This is a genomic window from Chitinophaga pinensis DSM 2588, from assembly GCF_000024005.1.
GTDB classification, from domain to species: Bacteria; Bacteroidota; Bacteroidia; order Chitinophagales; family Chitinophagaceae; genus Chitinophaga; species Chitinophaga pinensis.
Genome location: NC_013132.1, coordinates 2,564,036 through 2,580,985 on the forward strand (window position 1 = coordinate 2,564,036; position 16,950 = coordinate 2,580,985).

General features: G+C 43.0%; 14 protein-coding genes. 9 read left to right on the plus strand and 5 right to left on the minus strand.

Features of this window, described 5'->3' with window-relative positions; genetic code table 11:
* Positions 1-66: 66 nt before the first annotated feature.
* Positions 67-972: an SDR family oxidoreductase gene (locus CPIN_RS10490; RefSeq protein WP_012789761.1), complete on the plus strand. Its 906-nt coding sequence runs from the start codon at positions 67-69 to the stop codon at positions 970-972.
* Positions 973-1,079: 107 nt separating this feature from the next.
* A complete protein-coding gene (locus CPIN_RS10495; protein ID WP_012789762.1) occupies positions 1,080-2,000 on the plus strand; it encodes a helix-turn-helix domain-containing protein in 921 nt (306 codons plus the stop codon).
* A gap of 122 nt (positions 2,001-2,122) precedes the next feature.
* Here CPIN_RS10495 and CPIN_RS36495 read toward each other — a convergent pair whose 3' ends face one another.
* Positions 2,123-3,247 (minus strand): FecR family protein, encoded by a 1,125-nt coding sequence (locus CPIN_RS36495; protein WP_012789763.1) that lies wholly within the window; start codon positions 3,245-3,247, stop codon positions 2,123-2,125.
* A 10-nt stretch (positions 3,248-3,257) separates the two neighbouring features.
* Complete coding sequence (locus CPIN_RS36500) at positions 3,258-3,857, minus strand: RNA polymerase sigma factor (protein WP_052306775.1); 600 nt, start codon at positions 3,855-3,857, stop codon at positions 3,258-3,260.
* Between the two features lie 318 nt (positions 3,858-4,175).
* Here CPIN_RS36500 and CPIN_RS10510 point away from each other — a divergent pair, with 318 nt between their 5' ends.
* Positions 4,176-7,508, plus strand: coding sequence for a SusC/RagA family TonB-linked outer membrane protein (locus tag CPIN_RS10510; protein WP_012789766.1), 3,333 nt, complete (start codon positions 4,176-4,178; stop codon positions 7,506-7,508).
* Positions 7,505-8,899 (plus strand): RagB/SusD family nutrient uptake outer membrane protein, encoded by a 1,395-nt coding sequence (locus CPIN_RS10515; RefSeq protein WP_012789767.1) that lies wholly within the window; start codon positions 7,505-7,507, stop codon positions 8,897-8,899. Before CPIN_RS10510 ends, CPIN_RS10515 begins: the two co-directional genes overlap by 4 nt.
* Before the next feature lie 36 nt (positions 8,900-8,935).
* On the opposite strand, the gene CPIN_RS10520 is transcribed toward CPIN_RS10515, so the two are convergent.
* Together CPIN_RS10520 and CPIN_RS10525 are read right to left on the minus strand one after the other, a co-directional pair.
* The gene (locus CPIN_RS10520; protein ID WP_012789768.1) at positions 8,936-9,181 is read right to left on the minus strand and encodes a hypothetical protein; all 246 of its coding nucleotides are present in this window, start codon (positions 9,179-9,181) and stop codon (positions 8,936-8,938) included.
* A 539-nt stretch (positions 9,182-9,720) separates the two neighbouring features.
* Positions 9,721-10,101 (minus strand): PH domain-containing protein, encoded by a 381-nt coding sequence (locus CPIN_RS10525; RefSeq protein ID WP_012789769.1) that lies wholly within the window; start codon positions 10,099-10,101, stop codon positions 9,721-9,723.
* A 176-nt stretch (positions 10,102-10,277) separates the two neighbouring features.
* Here CPIN_RS10525 and CPIN_RS10530 point away from each other — a divergent pair, with 176 nt between their 5' ends.
* The 4 genes from CPIN_RS10530 to CPIN_RS10545 all read left to right on the plus strand — a co-directional run bounded on the left by CPIN_RS10530 (position 10,278) and on the right by CPIN_RS10545 (position 14,197).
* A complete protein-coding gene (locus tag CPIN_RS10530; protein ID WP_012789770.1) occupies positions 10,278-10,736 on the plus strand; it encodes a hypothetical protein in 459 nt (152 codons plus the stop codon).
* A gap of 19 nt (positions 10,737-10,755) precedes the next feature.
* On the plus strand, positions 10,756-12,606 hold the full coding sequence (locus tag CPIN_RS10535; RefSeq protein ID WP_012789771.1) for a tetratricopeptide repeat-containing sensor histidine kinase: 1,851 nt from the start codon (positions 10,756-10,758) through the stop codon (positions 12,604-12,606).
* 5 nt (positions 12,607-12,611) lie between these two features.
* On the plus strand, positions 12,612-13,244 hold the full coding sequence (locus CPIN_RS10540) for a response regulator (protein ID WP_012789772.1): 633 nt from the start codon (positions 12,612-12,614) through the stop codon (positions 13,242-13,244).
* A 197-nt stretch (positions 13,245-13,441) separates the two neighbouring features.
* The gene (locus CPIN_RS10545) at positions 13,442-14,197 is read left to right on the plus strand and encodes a hypothetical protein (protein ID WP_012789773.1); all 756 of its coding nucleotides are present in this window, start codon (positions 13,442-13,444) and stop codon (positions 14,195-14,197) included.
* A gap of 71 nt (positions 14,198-14,268) precedes the next feature.
* Here CPIN_RS10545 and CPIN_RS36505 read toward each other — a convergent pair whose 3' ends face one another.
* Positions 14,269-15,609, minus strand: a complete 1,341-nt coding sequence (locus CPIN_RS36505) for an MORN repeat-containing protein (RefSeq protein ID WP_012789774.1) — start codon at positions 15,607-15,609, stop codon at positions 14,269-14,271.
* 89 nt (positions 15,610-15,698) lie between these two features.
* On the opposite strand from CPIN_RS36505, the gene CPIN_RS36510 reads away from it, so the two are divergent.
* Positions 15,699-16,802, plus strand: a complete 1,104-nt coding sequence (locus CPIN_RS36510; protein ID WP_012789775.1) for a TlpA disulfide reductase family protein — start codon at positions 15,699-15,701, stop codon at positions 16,800-16,802.
* Positions 16,803-16,950: the final 148 nt, after the last annotated feature.

Genomic DNA, 16,950 nt, shown 5'->3' on the forward strand with positions numbered 1-16,950 from the left:
GCTGCCATCTGGTTAGTTCTGTTTTTTGAGGGATGCGGACTTTTGTATCATCAAAAACACAGAGATATGAACATTGTACTTACAGGCTCATTAGGGAATATCGGAAAACCACTTGCAAAAGCATTGTTGCAGAAGGGACATTCCATTACCGTTATCAGCAGTAACGCAGACAGACAACAAGAGATCGAATCATTGGGCGCAAAAGCCGCTATTGGCAGTATGCATGATGCAGCATTCCTGACCGCGGCTTTTAAAGGGGCAGACATCGTCTACCTGATGGAAACACTGGAAGCTGTCGGCAACTTTTTTGACAAGCAGCTGGATTTTATTGCTGCAATCAGCCAGATCGGCCGAAATTACAAACAGGCGATTGAGCAGACAGGAGTAAAACAGGTAATACACCTCAGCAGTATCGGTGCGCACATGGATAAAGGAAATGGTATTCTTGCCTTCCATCATAATGTGGAAAACATCCTGCAGCAACTGCCGGGGGACGTTGCCATTAAGTTTATGCGCCCTGTTGGTTTTTACACTAACATGTTTTCGTTCGTACGTGGACTGAAAGCAAAAGGCGCCATCGTACAGAACTGGGGCGGGGATGACAAGGAGCCATGGGTGTCTCCGCTGGATATTGCGACTGTGATTGCCGAAGAAGTGGAGACTCCTTTTGAGGGCAGAAAGATCCGTTATATCGCGAGCGATGAAGTTTCTCCTAATGAAATCGCGGCTGCTTTAGGCGATGCTATCGGAAAACCGGATCTGGCATGGCAGGTGATTCCGGACGACCAGTTGCTGGAGAACTGGCTGGCAATTGGTATGAACCCACAGATCGCTAACGGCTTTATGGAAATGCAGGCCAGTATGCGGGGTGGCGTATTGTATGAAGATTATTTCCGCCACAGACCGACCCTGGGCAAAGTGAAACTGACCGATTTTGCAAAGGATTTTGCAGCCGTATACAACAAGGACTAACCAGGATGGGCTTACACGTGACAGGAAGCTTTGCCGTAATGGAAAGTCTTCCTGTCAGCTGTGAGCGATTATTATAGTAACTTTAAAGTGGTTTTATCTTCCCGGTCATGGCAAATGTAAAAACACAAAGAATTAAAACGATCAGTGAGTTTCATCAACTCAGGGGATTGTCTACGCCAGAGCATCCGCTGATCAGTATCGTGGATTATGCGGCTATCAAACGTCCGTCTGATATCAGTGAAATAAGCTGGGTATGCGACTTTTATAATATATCCCTTAAACGGGGACTGGATGCTAAACTGAAGTATGGTCAGCAGGAATATGATTTTGATGAAGGTCTCATGTTTTTCATTTCCCCCAACCAGGTGTTCCGTGTGGCCGCAGAACCGAATGCGTCTTCGGAGCGCTCCGGATGGATGTTGCTGATTCACCCGGATTTTCTCTGGAATACACCCCTGGCGAAGAAGATCCGGCAATATGAATACTTTGGCTATTCCGTGAATGAGGCATTGTTTCTTTCTGAAAAAGAAGAAACAATCATTAACAACATCATTCAGGCGATACGACAGGAATACCATTCCAACATTGATAAATTCAGTCAGCAAATTATTATTTCCCAGATAGAAACTTTGCTCAATTACTCCGAGCGATTCTATCACAGGCAGTTCCTTACCCGGAAGATCAGTAACCACAAGGTGCTGGACCGTATGGAGGATGTACTTGCGGATTACTTTAACAATGAAGAAGCGCTGAAGAATGGTTTGCCGACTGTGCAGTACCTGGCGAATGCGCTGCATGTATCTACCAAGTACCTGAGCAGTTTATTAAAGGTGCTGACAGGACAAACGGCACAACAGCATATTCATGAACAGCTGATAGAAAGGGCAAAAGAGAAGTTATCAACAACGGACTTGTCGGTGAATGAGATCGCGTATGAATTAGGATTTGAACATCCACAGTCATTTACTAAGTTGTTTAAACTGAAGACAAGCCTTTCTCCGCTGGCATTCCGGAAGAGCTTTAATTAAAAAAGCCGGTAAGGAATTACCAGCTATTTTTAACAATGACTATGCAAAAAACAAGAATGAGGACTGAAACGGTATTGGGGTTTTGTTAAGTACTCATTTTATTTGGGGGTTAACAATGCAACTTATCTTAAATAATAGGTGCTGTCACCTGGATGCAGGTCATAGCCTGCGGGAAATTGTTTAAGGAATTTTTCGGGGTTATTTCGTTCCATGGCAATTCGGGCTAGCTTGCCTGTGATGGGTTTGTCAAACTTAATCCTGAGATCAAGGTATCTCGCTGCTGTTTCTTCAATCTCCTGTGTATTGGTGGTACGCAGATAAATTTTACCTTTTGCCCAATCTAAAAGATCCTTTTTGTTGGGACTGATTTCTATGTTCCCTTCGGAATAGATGGCTGCATTACCGGGTGTAATTTCCTTTTCCTGGCCGCCCCCGGAAACTCTTACTTTGCCTTTCAACAATGAGACTACTACATTTCCTGTTTTATAACTGTTAATGTTGAACGCGGTTCCCAGTGCCTTTGTCTCGGTATCTGCAGCATAGACAACAAATGGTTTTGTAGCATCTTCTGCGGCTTCTATGTAAGCTTCGCCTGCAAGGGTGAGGTTTCTTCTATTGCCGAATATGAGAGGGAATGTTGCGGTTGTTTTGGAATTCATCACAATCTGCGTACCATCAGATAGTTTCAGCTGATAGCTGCCGCCATCCGGAACAGCCACAGAAGCGTTTTCTCCCGGGAGAATTTCGGTATCGAATACCTGACCATCATCTGTGGTGATTACTCCTTTTTCATTTATTGACAAGCCTTGTCCCATAATGGTTTTTATGGCAGTACCATATGTCAGGGTAATGGCTTTCTGATTATTGGCAAAAAATGCTTTGTCCAAATGAGGCGAGGGTATATTGCTGGTATTGCCGGGTCTGAACCATATGAAGGCTGTAACGGCGGCTGCGGCAAGTGTGGTACCTGCAATGGTATACCACCGCCTTCGTGAATTATTTTTATAAGATGGGGCTGGGAGTGTCTCTACATTATTTATTTCGTTAGTGATTGATGTAATTATCGCATCAATATCTGTTTTTGGTATTGTGACTGCTCCCAGTTTTTTATGCAGATGTTTTGAAATATTGGCAACTTCCGGATGGACTGCTATTAGTAAATCCAGTATTTCTTTCTCCTCCTGGGAGATTGTGCCGGTAATTTCGGAGATAATGAGGGTTTCAATTGCTGGTGAAATGTTTTCCATGGTAGATTATTTAAAGTGAGTGAGGGGGATTGGGGGTGATCTGATTTTTGCTTTGAACCTGTTCGCGTAGATATTTCATGACTGTTGCTACATGTTTTCTAACAGTACCTACAGTAATGTTTTCTGATTGGGCAACATCTTCCTCATCAAGAAGCTCCACTTTAACTTTGATAAATACGTCTGCTCTTTTTGTTCCATGAATTTTTGCCAGGTTGTTTTTAAACTGAGATAATTGATCCAGATAAATAAGTTCGTGCTCCATCGCTGAGTCGTCTGTGGCTCTGCCTAAAACCTGAGAAGCTGTATCATATGACATCGCGTCAAGTGAAGACGTCTTTTTCGGCGCGTTATTTTTTTTCCAGACTTTGTATTCGCACATCCTTATCAGATAGGCTTTTAACACCAGTATTGTGGTGGCAGTCGATCTTTTTTTCCATAACGCTATAAAAATTTCCTGTACGAGATCTTCCACACCTTCTTTATTCTGAAGATTTTTGTAGGCAAGCAAATACAAAAAGCGCTCATACTTTTCATATATCATCTTAAAAGCGAGCTGGTCATTATTGCTAAGTCTGTGTAGCAGCTCCGGATCGTCCTGGTAGTCTATCATGCACATTGGTTTTGGTGGTTTTTACTTGCAAAGCGTTTTTAAAGCACGTGGATAGAGCATCATAATAATAGTAACACATGGATGGTTCTTTTGAGGTTGAAGGCCGTTTATATATAAGTATAGCTGAAGTGAAAAATGAAGTACAGGTAAAAATTCTTATGACAATCCTATGACGTTTTTGATAAGTTAGGTGTCATAACAATCAAGGAATCGTAAAAATGCGGATGTCATTAAAAAAATGCTTCTATACACTACTCATTTTTCCGGTTAGATGCACTTAATGGTAGGAGTGTTTCAAAACAAATATTCCAACACATTATGAAAAAATGTACATCTAGCTTTAACCTCTGTCTGATGCTGCTATTCAGTATGTTTTTTGTACATGGAACGTATGCTCAGGGACGAAAATCAACCGAAACAACTTTAGTTTCTTTTAGCGGGGCAAGTATTCCTTTATCTACGCTTGTCGAGAAGATTGAGAATGAAACGCAATTTCATATTCTTGGGATCATTGCGTATGACAGTATTATGGTATCAGCCGATCTTGCGGGAAAACCTTTGTCTTTTGTATTGGATGAGATCAACAGAAAGTATGGTCTTAAATGGGAAGTATATGGTTGGGATATTCACCTGACCCAGACTTTCCCACCTAAAAATGCATCTGCGTCGGGGCAGCAGTTGATTATACCTGCGCCCAGACTGTATCAGTTCAGAGGCACTGTCTCCGATAATGATGGTAAGCCCTTGTTTGAAGCAACAGTGACCCGCTGTGGGACCAATAAGAAAAAAATCACAAATGAAAAGGGGGCGTTTTCGTTAGATGCAGAAGATTCTGTTATTACTATAGCCGTGTCTTTCGTAGGATGTGAGTCGGTGGAGCAAATTATTCATTACAGACAGAAATACAATATTGTTTTAAAACAGGTGAGTACCTCTATTAAAGAAGTGATTTGTGATGGCTATTCGAAAGAATCACGTGAAGCATCTATGGCGACTATATTTACGCTAACGTCTTCGGAAATAGAAAAACATCCAGCCAATAATCTGGCAGATGTACTTAGAGGAAGGGTGCCCGGATTGAATATTGTTCCCTTGAATGGAGTGACGGGATCGTCTTTTAAGTTTGAGTTAAGAGGAAGAAACTCTATACTAAATGCAGGCAGTCCTTTGTTTTTGATCAATGGTGTTCCCATTGTTAGTGATAACCTCAATCAGTTGTCAAGTGTCATTACCAATAATACAACAGCAGGGGCTGGTCCTTTTATTGTCATAAATGTGAATGAAATAGAGTCTGTTCAGGTATCCAGAGATGCGATCGCTACAAGTATTTATGGCAGCCGTGGAGGGAACGGAGTGATTGCCATCTGGCTGAAGTCTGCCGTTCCGGGTGTTTCACGGATGGTTGCAAATGTGAATACCGGGATAAGTAGTGTGGCTCATAAGTTCAATTTGTTATCGCCAGATCAGTATATGGATTTGCGTAAGGAGGCTTTTAAGAATGATGGTATTACACCGGTGAATAGTCGCGGAGGAGCGGGTTATGCGCCGGATTTGTTTGATACGACTGAAAAATATATTGATTGGCAGAAATTACTGTATGGTCGCGTAACATCTGTGACAGATGCTAATCTTTCTGTCTCACATGGTGGAGACCTTGTTTCATCTTATATCGGATTTGGATATTGGCGGGAGGGGTCTGTAATGGACAATGATATGAATTTCCAGCGGATATCCCTTAATTCTTCATTAAAGTGTTTTCTGCCAGACAAGCGATTCTCCATTGAGTCGCAATTTTATTTTTCTTCAAATACAAATAAAATATTTAACGGATCCCTGATGGGCGTTTTGCTTCCCCAGAATGCTGCCCGGTTTATGGGCCGGAACAAGGATCTGAAATGGGCAGAATGGCTGGACTGGTCGAGGAATCCGGATGCAGACAGGAAGAAGACATATAAAATGAACATCAACAGTGTCATATTTAATCTAAGTCCACAGTTCCTTAGCCATAATAAAAAACTGCTTGTTAAGACAAACATTGGTGCGAATGCAAATTTTGTGAATGAAAGTTCTCTAATACCTTCTGGCGCAATGATGCCGCTTCCCGCTGATTCCCTGCCAGGAAGATCTTTTCTCGCAAACAGTGTGTCAAATAGTATTATCGTCGAACCGGTCGTGGAATATACCTGGAGATGGTTGAAATTATTAGCAGGAGGGACTTATCAGTATTCTAAAACAAGCGGTGATAGTAGTTCCGGATATTATTATGATCATCGTTATGCACCTGCTGAAGGGAGGGCTCCTTTGATTACGGATCGCAGTCCTGTAATCCGTGAATATAAATACGGGTCTGTATTTGGTAAGCTGGATTATAATTATTCGAATATTTACTTCTTCAACTTTACCATCAGGAGAGATGGCAGTAGTCGGTTTGCACCCCAGACCAGATTCGGTAATTTCTGGGCGACTGCTATTGCATGGAATTTTGCAAAGGAATCATTTTTAAGAATTCCGAAGAAGACATTGGAGTACGCGAAGTTAAGATTTAGCTATGGCATAACAGGAAGCGATCAGATCGGGGACTACAGGTATTTACAATTCTGGCAACCGTCCAAAGCGTCTTTGCCCGACACGAAAGGTCTTTCATTAGGATCGCTGTATAATTCCAAGTACTCATGGGAGCAAAGTGAAAAAATAGAATTCTCACTGGATTTTTTGATGTTTGATGGAAAGTTTTCGGGTAACGTCGCTTATTTTCTAAACAGAAATACGAGACAGCTGGTGGAATACAAGCTTCCCCGCCAGACAGGCTATAAAAGTATCCTTAAGAATTTTGATGCTGAAATCCAGAATCGTGGAATCGAGTTGTTCCTTGAGGCCAGGCAGTTGAAGCTAGGCGCTTTTCAGTTGAGTGCAGGGTTTAATCTGACTGCCGCAAAGAATACCCTTGGTTCGTTTGACGGACTGAGTCAATCGGACTATTCTTCCAGGTTTATCATAGGGAAGTCACTTAATGCTAAAAAGTTATATCGTTGGAATGGTGTTGATAAAGCAACCGGCTTTGACAAATTTGATGATATTAATGGTGATGATAAGTTAAACGAAAATGATCTGATGTATTTTGATCATACTGATCCAAAGTATCAGGGAGGGCTGACGCTGAGTGTCAGTTATAAGGGATGGTCATTTTCTACCTCTTCCGAATTCAAAAAAGTCTCGGTACCCAGTTACACCTATAATGTCCTGATGGGAGGGGCAAACTGGGGTAGTCTTTCCAATCAACTGGCCGTTGTTGATAAACGTTGGCGTCAGCCAGGCGATGAAGCTGAGTTTTCGAAGGCATCCGCATTATCTAACAGTCCTGTGAATTTATACAGGGCTAATCTCATTAATTCCAGTCGTGCTATTACTAACGGCAGCTTTTGGGCACTAAGAGATGTTAATATATGTTACACATTCAGAAACCCTGATCTGGCCATCAGGCACATTGATAAAATTGAGTTGTCCTTAAAGGCGCAGAATTTACTGACCATTTCGCCATACGATGCAGGCGATGCTGAAATAGCAAACCTGTATGCTTTGCCTACACTCCGAACTGTCGTTGCAAGCCTTAAAATTTATTTTGGTAATCCCTTAAAGAAGAAAATGATATGAAGAAAGTTATCGCTGTTTCAGTTCGACTGATATTGTTGTTACTGTATGTGCTGATGATATCGGCATGTTCAGAACTGCTGGATGTAGCTCCACCGAATGGTAGTATCGTAGGAGATCAGCCATTTAAGAATATTGCTACGGCTAAAGAGTCGATTATGGGCATCTGCAAAACAATGGGGAGTACGCCCAATCCCGTTTGTGGAGGTAGTATTTTAATCGCCCTCTACAGTGGAGAAGCCGTGCAGTTGGGTACTAACTCAGATCAGCAGGAATTTGCCAGTGGATTTATCAGTCCGACGAATGGCACACTAGGTACTGTCTTCTGGATGGCGCCTTATAAAATTATCAGTCAGATTAATTTTTGTATTGAAGGCATCAATAATAGTAAGGGCATAGCTGCTGCCGATAAATCTCAGCTAACAGCTGAATGCAGATTTTTCAGGGCTCTGGTTTATTTTCATATGATGAATGTATTTGGTGCGGTTCCGTATATAACGTCAACTGATTACCAGGTAATGCAGGCACAGGGCCGCGATAATCCTGATAAAGTGATGGATTCCATCATAGCTGATCTGCAATATGCCAAAATGGAATTGCCTGTTCAGTATCCGATCGGTTATAAGGTAATAGCCAATAAGTATGCAGCAATGGCTTTGCTGGCGAGGTGTTATTTGCAGCAACAAAAATGGCGTTTGGCAGAACAGGAATGTAAAGGTGTCATTAACAGCGGAATGTATCAATTAGAGCCCCTTGACAGTGTATTTGTTATTAACAGCAAAGAATCCATCTTCCAGGTGCTTCCCCAGAATATGAGTAACTATTCTATGGAAACAATGTTAATTTATCCCACCAACAGCTTATATCCAAGGATTGCTTTATCTGATTCCCTGATCCGGCAATTTGATACCGGAGATCAGCGGAAGAGCCATTGGGTAAAAACAGTGATGATTGATCAGGATACGTTTTACTGCCCTTACAAGTTAAAAAAGGGATTTCGTTCTGCAGTTGACACCTTTCCAATCGAATTAACGGCAGTCCTCCGCTTGTCAGAGATGTTTTTAATCCTGGCGGAGTGCAGACTGCAACAAGGGGATCTTGCAGGTGCGGCGGCGAATTTAAATATGGTTCGCCGAAGGGCCGGATTGTCGGCTGTAGGCGTAGAAACAGGTGTTATCAGTGCCGATAAAATGAAAAGCCTGATCGAACGTGAACGCCAGTTTGAATTTTTCACGGAATGTGGAATTAACTGGTACGATCTTGTCCGATCAGGAAAAGTAGATGTTGTGATGGCGCAAATCAAAAAGGATTGGGATTCCCGCAGGCGTTTATGGCCTATTCCTAAGATCGATCTGGAAGCAAATAAAAACCTGACACAAAACCCAGGTTATTGATCTGACGTCATTTTAAAGGTTAGACAATTGTTTTCTCTACCACAGCAGGTATCCGGTTGTGTATATGAAAACATTGTCTTTCGCCCTGAGACAGACGCCTACGGCAGGCACGCAGAGATCCTGTGCATCCTGTTGTGTGACGCCTTGTAGCACAGTTTGTCCGTTCCAGTCTATCCAGTCATGTAGTGCATCGGCAGCAGCTGTATTTACATTTGCACTGACAGCTGCACCTATGCCGAGAACTGCGGCAAAGGTCATTACGAGGATTTTTGTTTTTTTCATAGTCATTGTTTTAGATTATTCGAGGTTGATATTCTTTTGGTGATTTTGAGCAATTCAATAAAAGAACATACCGGTTGCGTCAGGCGGCATGGTCCGGATCCTGTGAATACAGGCTTTCATAGTGCAGGCGTTATTTCAAAAAAAAATAAAGAGATTTTGCCGGATACTTAATGCTGTTTATGTCCCTTGTTATTTACCGGGCCGGCAACCTGGTATAGAAGCAATGCGTCTTTAATTCTGTTGCATAATACAGAAATATCTTATCAAGTATGTTAATCACATGTTAACACAACACTATTGTTAATGATTCATTATTCACTGACAGTCATAAAAAACGGGGCTAATCCAAAAGGATAGCCCCGTTTAAGTATAGTCTGACTATATTTATCTTACGTTAATCTTAGCTTTAAAAGGGAGCATCAACGTAAGTTGAGTATAGGCTGACTATCTCCAGAAGAAGATAAAACTAACACTACACATTGCAACACAACTTCAGTTTGCACAGTAGTCTATCTCCGCAAAATAAATGAGATACGATATTATCCCAGTACGTGCTGTGCCAGTACTTTCTGTACTTCGTATACGTCTACAGACTTATTGAACTGTTTGCGTATGCTTGGTTGTACTTCGCTGGAGATCCAGATCTTCAGTTCTGCGTCCAGGTCGAAGGTGCCTGCAGTTTCGATGCTGAATCTTGAAATACTTTTGTAGGTTACACTCAGGTATTCTACTTTGCTACCTGTGATCCCTTGTTTGTCAACCAGGATCATACGTTTGTTGGTGAAAATAAAAGTGTCCCTGATCAGTTTGAAGCCAAGCTCAATGTTTTCTGAAGGAGTTAAAAGTTTACCGTAATCTTTTACGAGTTGCGCCTGATCAACAGCGCCGGCGTTTCCAAGTAAGCCTGAAAAAAGTCCCATTTGATAAAATTAATGAAGTATAGGTGATTAATAATAAACAAGATAGGCATTTACGTGGAAGCCGTCAAATTCTATCCCCAGAATAAATTTTGAACAATATGGCGGGAAAAGCGTTATACCCCTAGCTACTCAGAATGACTATCTGAAAAACCATTCCTAACAACCACACCAATCTAATGGCACAATCAAGACACGTTTTTGTACAGGTAGACTGTAGTCGCCTGATCGCTAATATCGGTATCAATCCACCTTCAAATGCACAGGTACGCGAAAACACTGCTATATATGACCAGGGCGCAATGGCACTGGGGAATCCTGTTGAAAGCTTTGCCATTCCTGTGACAACGGATCAGGATGTCTATTTTACCATTCTTCCGCTGGTATTGTTTTCTTATCATAAGCTATATTTCACTGATTTTAAGGTGATCAATTCGAACGGGGGTATTACCGTTCCTGATGATATTAGGCTGGACGGGCACCAGGTTAGTTTTAAAGTGCCTATATCTAATGTCAATGCCGGCGGGGAACTGAGTTTCGACCTGTATGCCATGTTGGAGTACCAGATCGCGAATGAGCTCGTAAAGATACCGTTGTGTATTGATCCGGTATTAAGAGCGAATCAGGGTAACGGATAATGATTAAACCAGCGCTCAATTGGATGGAACACGGTTCATACAGGTTTTCTTTTGTCTGATATTCGGTATCAGCGGAACACTGTGGGCACAGGATCAGGGTAAAGCGGATAGTCTTAAAAAGGTATTGTTGGAGACGGATACGCTTTCTCCGATGTCCCAGATGGCGATGTTTGCGAAAATAGCAGCCTATTCCTCTTCTCCCGATGAGGTATTGCTGTATGCAGACACATTACTGGAACTGGCCGCCACGCATCACGAACCCAATTATATTATTGAAGCGCTGCAGTCCAAAGGGGTTGCTTACCGCTTAATGGGGAATCTGAAAAAATCCCTGGAAAACCTGTTCCGTAGTGCCAACCTGGCCATTGAAAAGGGAGAACATAAACGGCTGACCACCGGTTATCTTGAAATTGCCAATACCTATATGGCCAACAATGATCTGAAGAACGCCATTATATATAATAGGAAAGCGGTTGGCCTTATCAGACTACACGGCAATAAAGAACAACTGGCCATTAACCTCCTGAACACCGGATATAGTTATTATAGCTTGAATGAACTGGACTCAGCCTTATTGTTATACAATGAGGCTGAGCCAATTTTTGCACAGATCGGTCTGAAGATCGGTCAGGCGTATGCGGTAGGAAACAAAGCCCTGGTCTACTGGAAGCAGGGTAATAATGACAGTGCGAGACAAGGACTTCTACGGGCAATTGATATGCTTGGTCCGCTGGGAGATCAATTTGGCATGGCGGATTATCATAACCAGCTTGGTAAACTGTATGCCGAAGAAGGAAAAACGGAAGACGCGATCAGGCATACCAGTAAAGCCCTGGAAATAGCGCAGGCGCTGGACCTGAAAGAGCAGATGCGGGATGCTTCTCTCTTGTTGTCAAACTTGTATAAAACGAAGAAAGACTATGCACAGGCTTTTGATTATCAGAGCCGGTATATTGTATATAAAGACAGTATAGAAAATTCGGGTACGACCAGGCAGCTGGCGAACCTGCGGACGGAGTTTGAGGTGAGTCTGAAGGAAAAAGAGATCGTATTACTGGAAAAACGCCAATTGCTGAACAGGATCTATATCATCGTTGCGGTGTTCTTCCTGTTATTGGCGGTACTGATGTTGCTGTATTTCCGGCAACGTTTTTTTAATGCAAAGTTGTTGGCGGTAAATGAGCAGAAATACCATGACGAAAGGATCCGGAATCTGCTTAATACACAGGAAACAAAAGCCTTGCAGGCGATGGTACAGGGGCAGGAGAGTGAAAGGAAACGCCTTGCCAGGGAGTTACATAACCACTTCGGGAGCCTGATGGCGACTATTAAGGTTAACATGCACGCAGTAGATGAAAAGGCGATCCCTAATTATCAGACCTTGTCCGTGTTGATAGATCAGGCTTGCGCTGATATCAGGAATCTTTCCCATTCCCTGAATGTGGGTATCGCAGATGATTTTGGTCTTGTACCTGCATTGGTTGAACTGACAGCGCATTTGCGGCAGGCGAATAGTCTGGAAGTGGAATTCTCCGCTGCTATGTGTGAACAGAAAATGGAGGCACGGAATGAAATCATTATATACCGGATCGTGCAGGAACTGGTGAGTAACGTGTTGAAACATGCAGGGGCGACAAAACTGTCTATTTCGCTGACCTGCTTTGACGAAGAAAATATTATTAATATCATCGTACAGGACGACGGGATAGGATTTGATGTAGCAGAAGAAATGACCGGTTCCGGTATGGGATTGAATACACTGAAAGAAATGATTGTTGATCTGCGTGGGGAGATCCGCTTTGATAGTAACGCTGCAAGCGGTACCACGGTAAATATAGACTTGCCTGTTACGCCGATAACACTCAACTGAGACCTATGATAAAAGTACTGATAGTGGATGATCACCATCTGTTTGCAGAAGGCGTTGCTTCTTTGTTTAAACCCGAAGATGGTATAGCGGTGGTAAAGCATACTACCAATGGTAACGAGATCCCTGATATTCTGGCCGGCAGTGACATCGATGTCATACTGCTGGATATTGATATGCCTATTCTGAATGGTATTGCCTGTATGGAATTGCTGAAACATAAAGGATATGATAAACCTGTTGTCATGTTGACGATGCATCAGTCCATGCGGCAGGTCAAAGATGCGCTGGAAAAAGGCGCACAGGGATATGTACTGAAAGATGCGTCCAAGGCGGAGTTAGTACAGGCCATTAACAATGCCAGTGAGCGGAAGAATTATTTTCATCCGAAGATCAATGACCAGGTATTTGATTATTTCAGGGGGAAGAGTGTTGGTAAGAGCGGATTACAGGAACTTTCTGAAAGGGAGAAGGAAATCATCAAATGTCTGGCTGAAGGAATGAATACCAAGGCTATTTCCAGTTCGCTTTATATCAGTGAACATACGGTGAAGACTCACCGGAGAAATATCATGCATAAGCTGAATGTCAAGACCTCTGCGGAGCTAATCCGGCTGGCCATCGATAAAGGTATTATCTGATGGCGGACAGCGGCCTCTACTGCTATTGATCTGACAGTCTACCCCAATTGGGGTATTGCTGAAAACCATCCTTTATTGCGACGATGACAGTCGTCAATTTCTTCACCTTTGAGATGTCTTCAATGCGCATTACAGTAAGACAGGGCGGATCCGAAAAGCCTTTAAAAGAGTAGGGAAAATAACCAAAATTTATAATCATGTCCGCAATTAATTGGAACCAAGGTCAGCTTATCAGCTTTGGCCAGGGCGACACCGCTACATGTAACGGTGGTCTGAACAAAGGTCAGCTGTACGGCCTCTTCTTTTACAATGCTGCAGGAAATGATGCAAGCACAACCGTTGTTGTTACCGGTAACAACTCATTACCTCCCGTAACCGTTACCGTTCCCGGCACAACCGCTAATCAGGGTCTTGCTGCTATCTGCTTTGTCAGTGGCGATGAGACTGCTACTATTGCAGCTTCTATTCTGAATGGTCAACCAGGCGCCAATATCCAGGCATTTATTGGCAGCGTGAAGATGCCTACTGATACCAGTGGTATCAACAACCAGGGTCTTTCACTGAATGGCCAGCAACAGAGCTTCCAGAAATTTACCCGTTTTTACGCAGTACCAGCTTCTCATTGGTATGCAGGTCAGATCACCAGCAACATCAATGCATTCATGTCTGTACAGTTTACAGAAAATGCTGCTACGGTTATCTGTGTAAACGCGCCTTCAACAGGTATTACCGGTGTAATTGCTTACTACGGTACACAGGCACAACCTAAAGTTGTATTGAACCCTGTTCCTTATCAGTCTGCGTCCTGGAGCCTCTTTGGTAACGGTCAGCAGATCGTATGGATCAATGCAGACAGCGTGCAGAATTCACAGAGCGCAACAATATCTGTTCAGTCACTGCAGGCGTTGTATGCTGCACCCAAACATGATAAAGCTGCCGCCGGCGTTGCTTAACTGATCGGTCCCACAACACTAATGGTCTTCTGAGTATAGTAAAGAGCCTTCCCTTATGGGAGGGCTCTTGTTTATTTAGCCAGTTGCAATATCCATCTGATACAGTCATCCGCATCAACGATCGACCAGGAATGTGGATGTCGGGTACCATCTACCCGGAATCCTTTACCTACAGCAGGAATAAACTCTACTTTAGTACTGCCGTGCTGCATCAGGAAATTTGCCATTGCAGACAAATTAGCGGCATTCATAGTGTAGTAGTCCCTGGCTTTATTTTTCAATTGCCATACAATATCCGGGTCACAGTATAGTCTTACGGGTACGTCCACCAGGTATTTCGCATTTCCACCATCCTCCTGGTTCCTGGAGAATTGGGAAGCCGCTATATATTTTTCGGGAAATTCATCTGGCGAACCGCCATATTGTATGTGAAAGTAGTCCATCAGGAAATGGGCTTCTGTCAGTGCTAGTTTTTTACTCTCTGATAATGCAGCGCCTTCTTTTTCGTAAAGGGGGATCTGTTTTTGCGCATTGTAGTACAGATCTGCCATGTCAACAGGTGGATCGATGCCGATAGTAGCCAGTGGCTTTATCAACGTGTTATACTTTTGATTCCTGGACATCTCGGTGTATTGTAAGGCATTTTCACCACCCAGGGACAGGCCGCTTAATATGAATTTATCTTTGGGGGCTTTGAACCGGATAATCAGGTCCTTGAAAACGGCTTCGAAAAATGTGAGCGCTGGTTGATCTGTTTCCAGTCCTTTGTTGTAGTTGGCGCTTACTACGACTGTCAATATATGGTTGTTCCAGGCTTGTTGCATCAATGCCTTGTTACAACTGATCACGTTTTCTGCTGTTTCACCTGTGGAAGGGAAGAGAATGAGCACAGCGTTGATCTTCCCCTGTGGCACAAGCGTGTAGTAGAACAGTTTACCGGCTCCGTTGTCATTGACATAAATATCTGTGCTGTCCTGGCTGATATCATACTTTTTCAGGAGCGCCAGGTATTTATCATCCAGGTTTAAAAAGTTACCTTTTACAAAATTACCGATGGTTTTTCCGCCGTTCTCAAAATAAGCCGCCCCTTTTCCGTGCAGGACGCCATCGGCGAAAGTACCTTTCAGGGTCGCATAGCCGGGGATGACATATGTTCCCTGGCCGTTTGGTTTGCCGTCAGCCATGATGCCCGTATAGGCGCCTACTGTTTTATTATCCTGATACCAGGTTAATATGCCGGTTCCGGAAGCATGTCCGTTTTTACAACTGCCTGTCCATGTGACGCTGTCTTTGGGTGAATAATCTTCATCCCAGATCAGGCATTGATGCCGGCTGTCTTTGATAAACTGACCTGTTTGTGCGTAAGTGGCGGGAGCGGCCAGTAATGCTACAATCCAAAGTATCTGTTTCATGTATCTTATATGGCTGTAAAAAGTAAGGGGCTTAGCGACAGGATTTTGTATATTTAGCCAATACCCACAAGACCCAATAACCCGAAAATATGCCAATAAACCTTCATTGCAGACAATTTATCCCATACAAATTATTTAGTACACTCATTGTATTCTTACTTTGTTCCTTTATATCTGTCAGTTATGCGCAGGAGAAATTTGTGATCCGGGGTACGTCGCTGAATTATAAAGGAAAGATCTATCTCGATTGGGATCATCATGTAGATACAGTCCTTATAAAAAACAATAAATTCCGTTTCGAAGGATCAACAACAGGTCCTGTCCGGGCAAGGTTATCTGTAGACAGCCATTTTCCTATAGAATCTGATGGGTTGTATGTGGAAGCGGGGGAGACGGCAATTACAGTTGATACAACGATAGCTGTCAGTTTGCTGAATAATAGGGAGGCATGTATGATAAACATCAACTTTATAAAGGCGGGCCCTATTAATGAAGTGATTGGACCATTAGAAAGAAAAATTAAAACGCTTGCTCCAAAGTATATTCATGCTCCGGAGGCTGAGCAGTTACAATTCGCGTTTGGTTTGATACGGGATTTATTCAAAGAACATCCGGAAAGTTTTGCGCCATTATTCTATCTCGTGAGTACCGGATCTGAAGCTGCGATACCACAATTACTTCTTGACTCCATCTACAGACAATTGCCGGAACGTTATAAAACTACTATATATGGTGGGGCAGTTAAAAAACGACTGGAGTACTATGAACGTACACAGACGGGGCAGGTAATAAAGAATTTTAAGGCGGTAAATGCCGCAGGAGATTCAATCAGTACTGACGGCTTTAAAGGAAAATATCTACTGGTTGATCTCTGGGCATCCTGGTGTGCTCCCTGTAGGGAAGAAATACCATTGCTTAAAGTATTGTATGAGCAATATAAAGGAAATCAATTTGCGATTCTGGGAGTATCTATTGATAGAGACAGACAGGACTGGTTGACGGCAGTAGAGAAAGAGCAACTTCCCTGGGTCAATGCCATTGATCCCAGACACTTTGATGCGGAGATATATCGTTATTTCCGGGCAAATGGAGTGCCTTTTAACTTATTGCTGGACCCTGAGGGAAAGGTAGTAGGTGTGAACCTGCATGGAGAGGCGCTTAGGAATAAGCTGGCGGAGGTGTTAAAGCAATAGTATATTCAATATTATCAGAAATAATCAGGAGAGCGGGTTGAATGCCTGCGCTTTTTTATTGCCATATCTATGCTAAAGACAGGCCAGGTGTAAAGTGGACTGGATAAGCGGGAGTGCGTAATGTTTGCCGGGAGCCTTGAAACTTTCA

Bases quoted from the DNA above. Each gene is read 5' to 3' on its own strand.
- CPIN_RS10510 (WP_012789766.1), top strand. From the start codon at position 4,176: ATGAAAAAATGTACATCTAGCTTTAACCTCTGTCTGATGCTGCTATTC.
- CPIN_RS36500 (WP_052306775.1), bottom strand. From the start codon at position 3,857: ATGATAGACTACCAGGACGATCCGGAGCTGCTACACAGACTTAGCAAT.
- CPIN_RS10515 (WP_012789767.1), top strand. From the start codon at position 7,505: ATGAAGAAAGTTATCGCTGTTTCAGTTCGACTGATATTGTTGTTACTG.
- CPIN_RS10540 (WP_012789772.1), top strand. From the start codon at position 12,612: ATGATAAAAGTACTGATAGTGGATGATCACCATCTGTTTGCAGAAGGC.
- CPIN_RS10520 (WP_012789768.1), bottom strand. From the start codon at position 9,181: ATGAAAAAAACAAAAATCCTCGTAATGACCTTTGCCGCAGTTCTCGGC.
- CPIN_RS36505 (WP_012789774.1), bottom strand. From the start codon at position 15,609: ATGAAACAGATACTTTGGATTGTAGCATTACTGGCCGCTCCCGCCACT.
- CPIN_RS10495 (WP_012789762.1), top strand. From the start codon at position 1,080: ATGGCAAATGTAAAAACACAAAGAATTAAAACGATCAGTGAGTTTCAT.
- CPIN_RS10530 (WP_012789770.1), top strand. From the start codon at position 10,278: ATGGCACAATCAAGACACGTTTTTGTACAGGTAGACTGTAGTCGCCTG.
- CPIN_RS10525 (WP_012789769.1), bottom strand. From the start codon at position 10,101: ATGGGACTTTTTTCAGGCTTACTTGGAAACGCCGGCGCTGTTGATCAG.
- CPIN_RS36510 (WP_012789775.1), top strand. From the start codon at position 15,699: ATGCCAATAAACCTTCATTGCAGACAATTTATCCCATACAAATTATTT.
- CPIN_RS10545 (WP_012789773.1), top strand. From the start codon at position 13,442: ATGTCCGCAATTAATTGGAACCAAGGTCAGCTTATCAGCTTTGGCCAG.
- CPIN_RS10490 (WP_012789761.1), top strand. From the start codon at position 67: ATGAACATTGTACTTACAGGCTCATTAGGGAATATCGGAAAACCACTT.
- CPIN_RS36495 (WP_012789763.1), bottom strand. From the start codon at position 3,247: ATGGAAAACATTTCACCAGCAATTGAAACCCTCATTATCTCCGAAATT.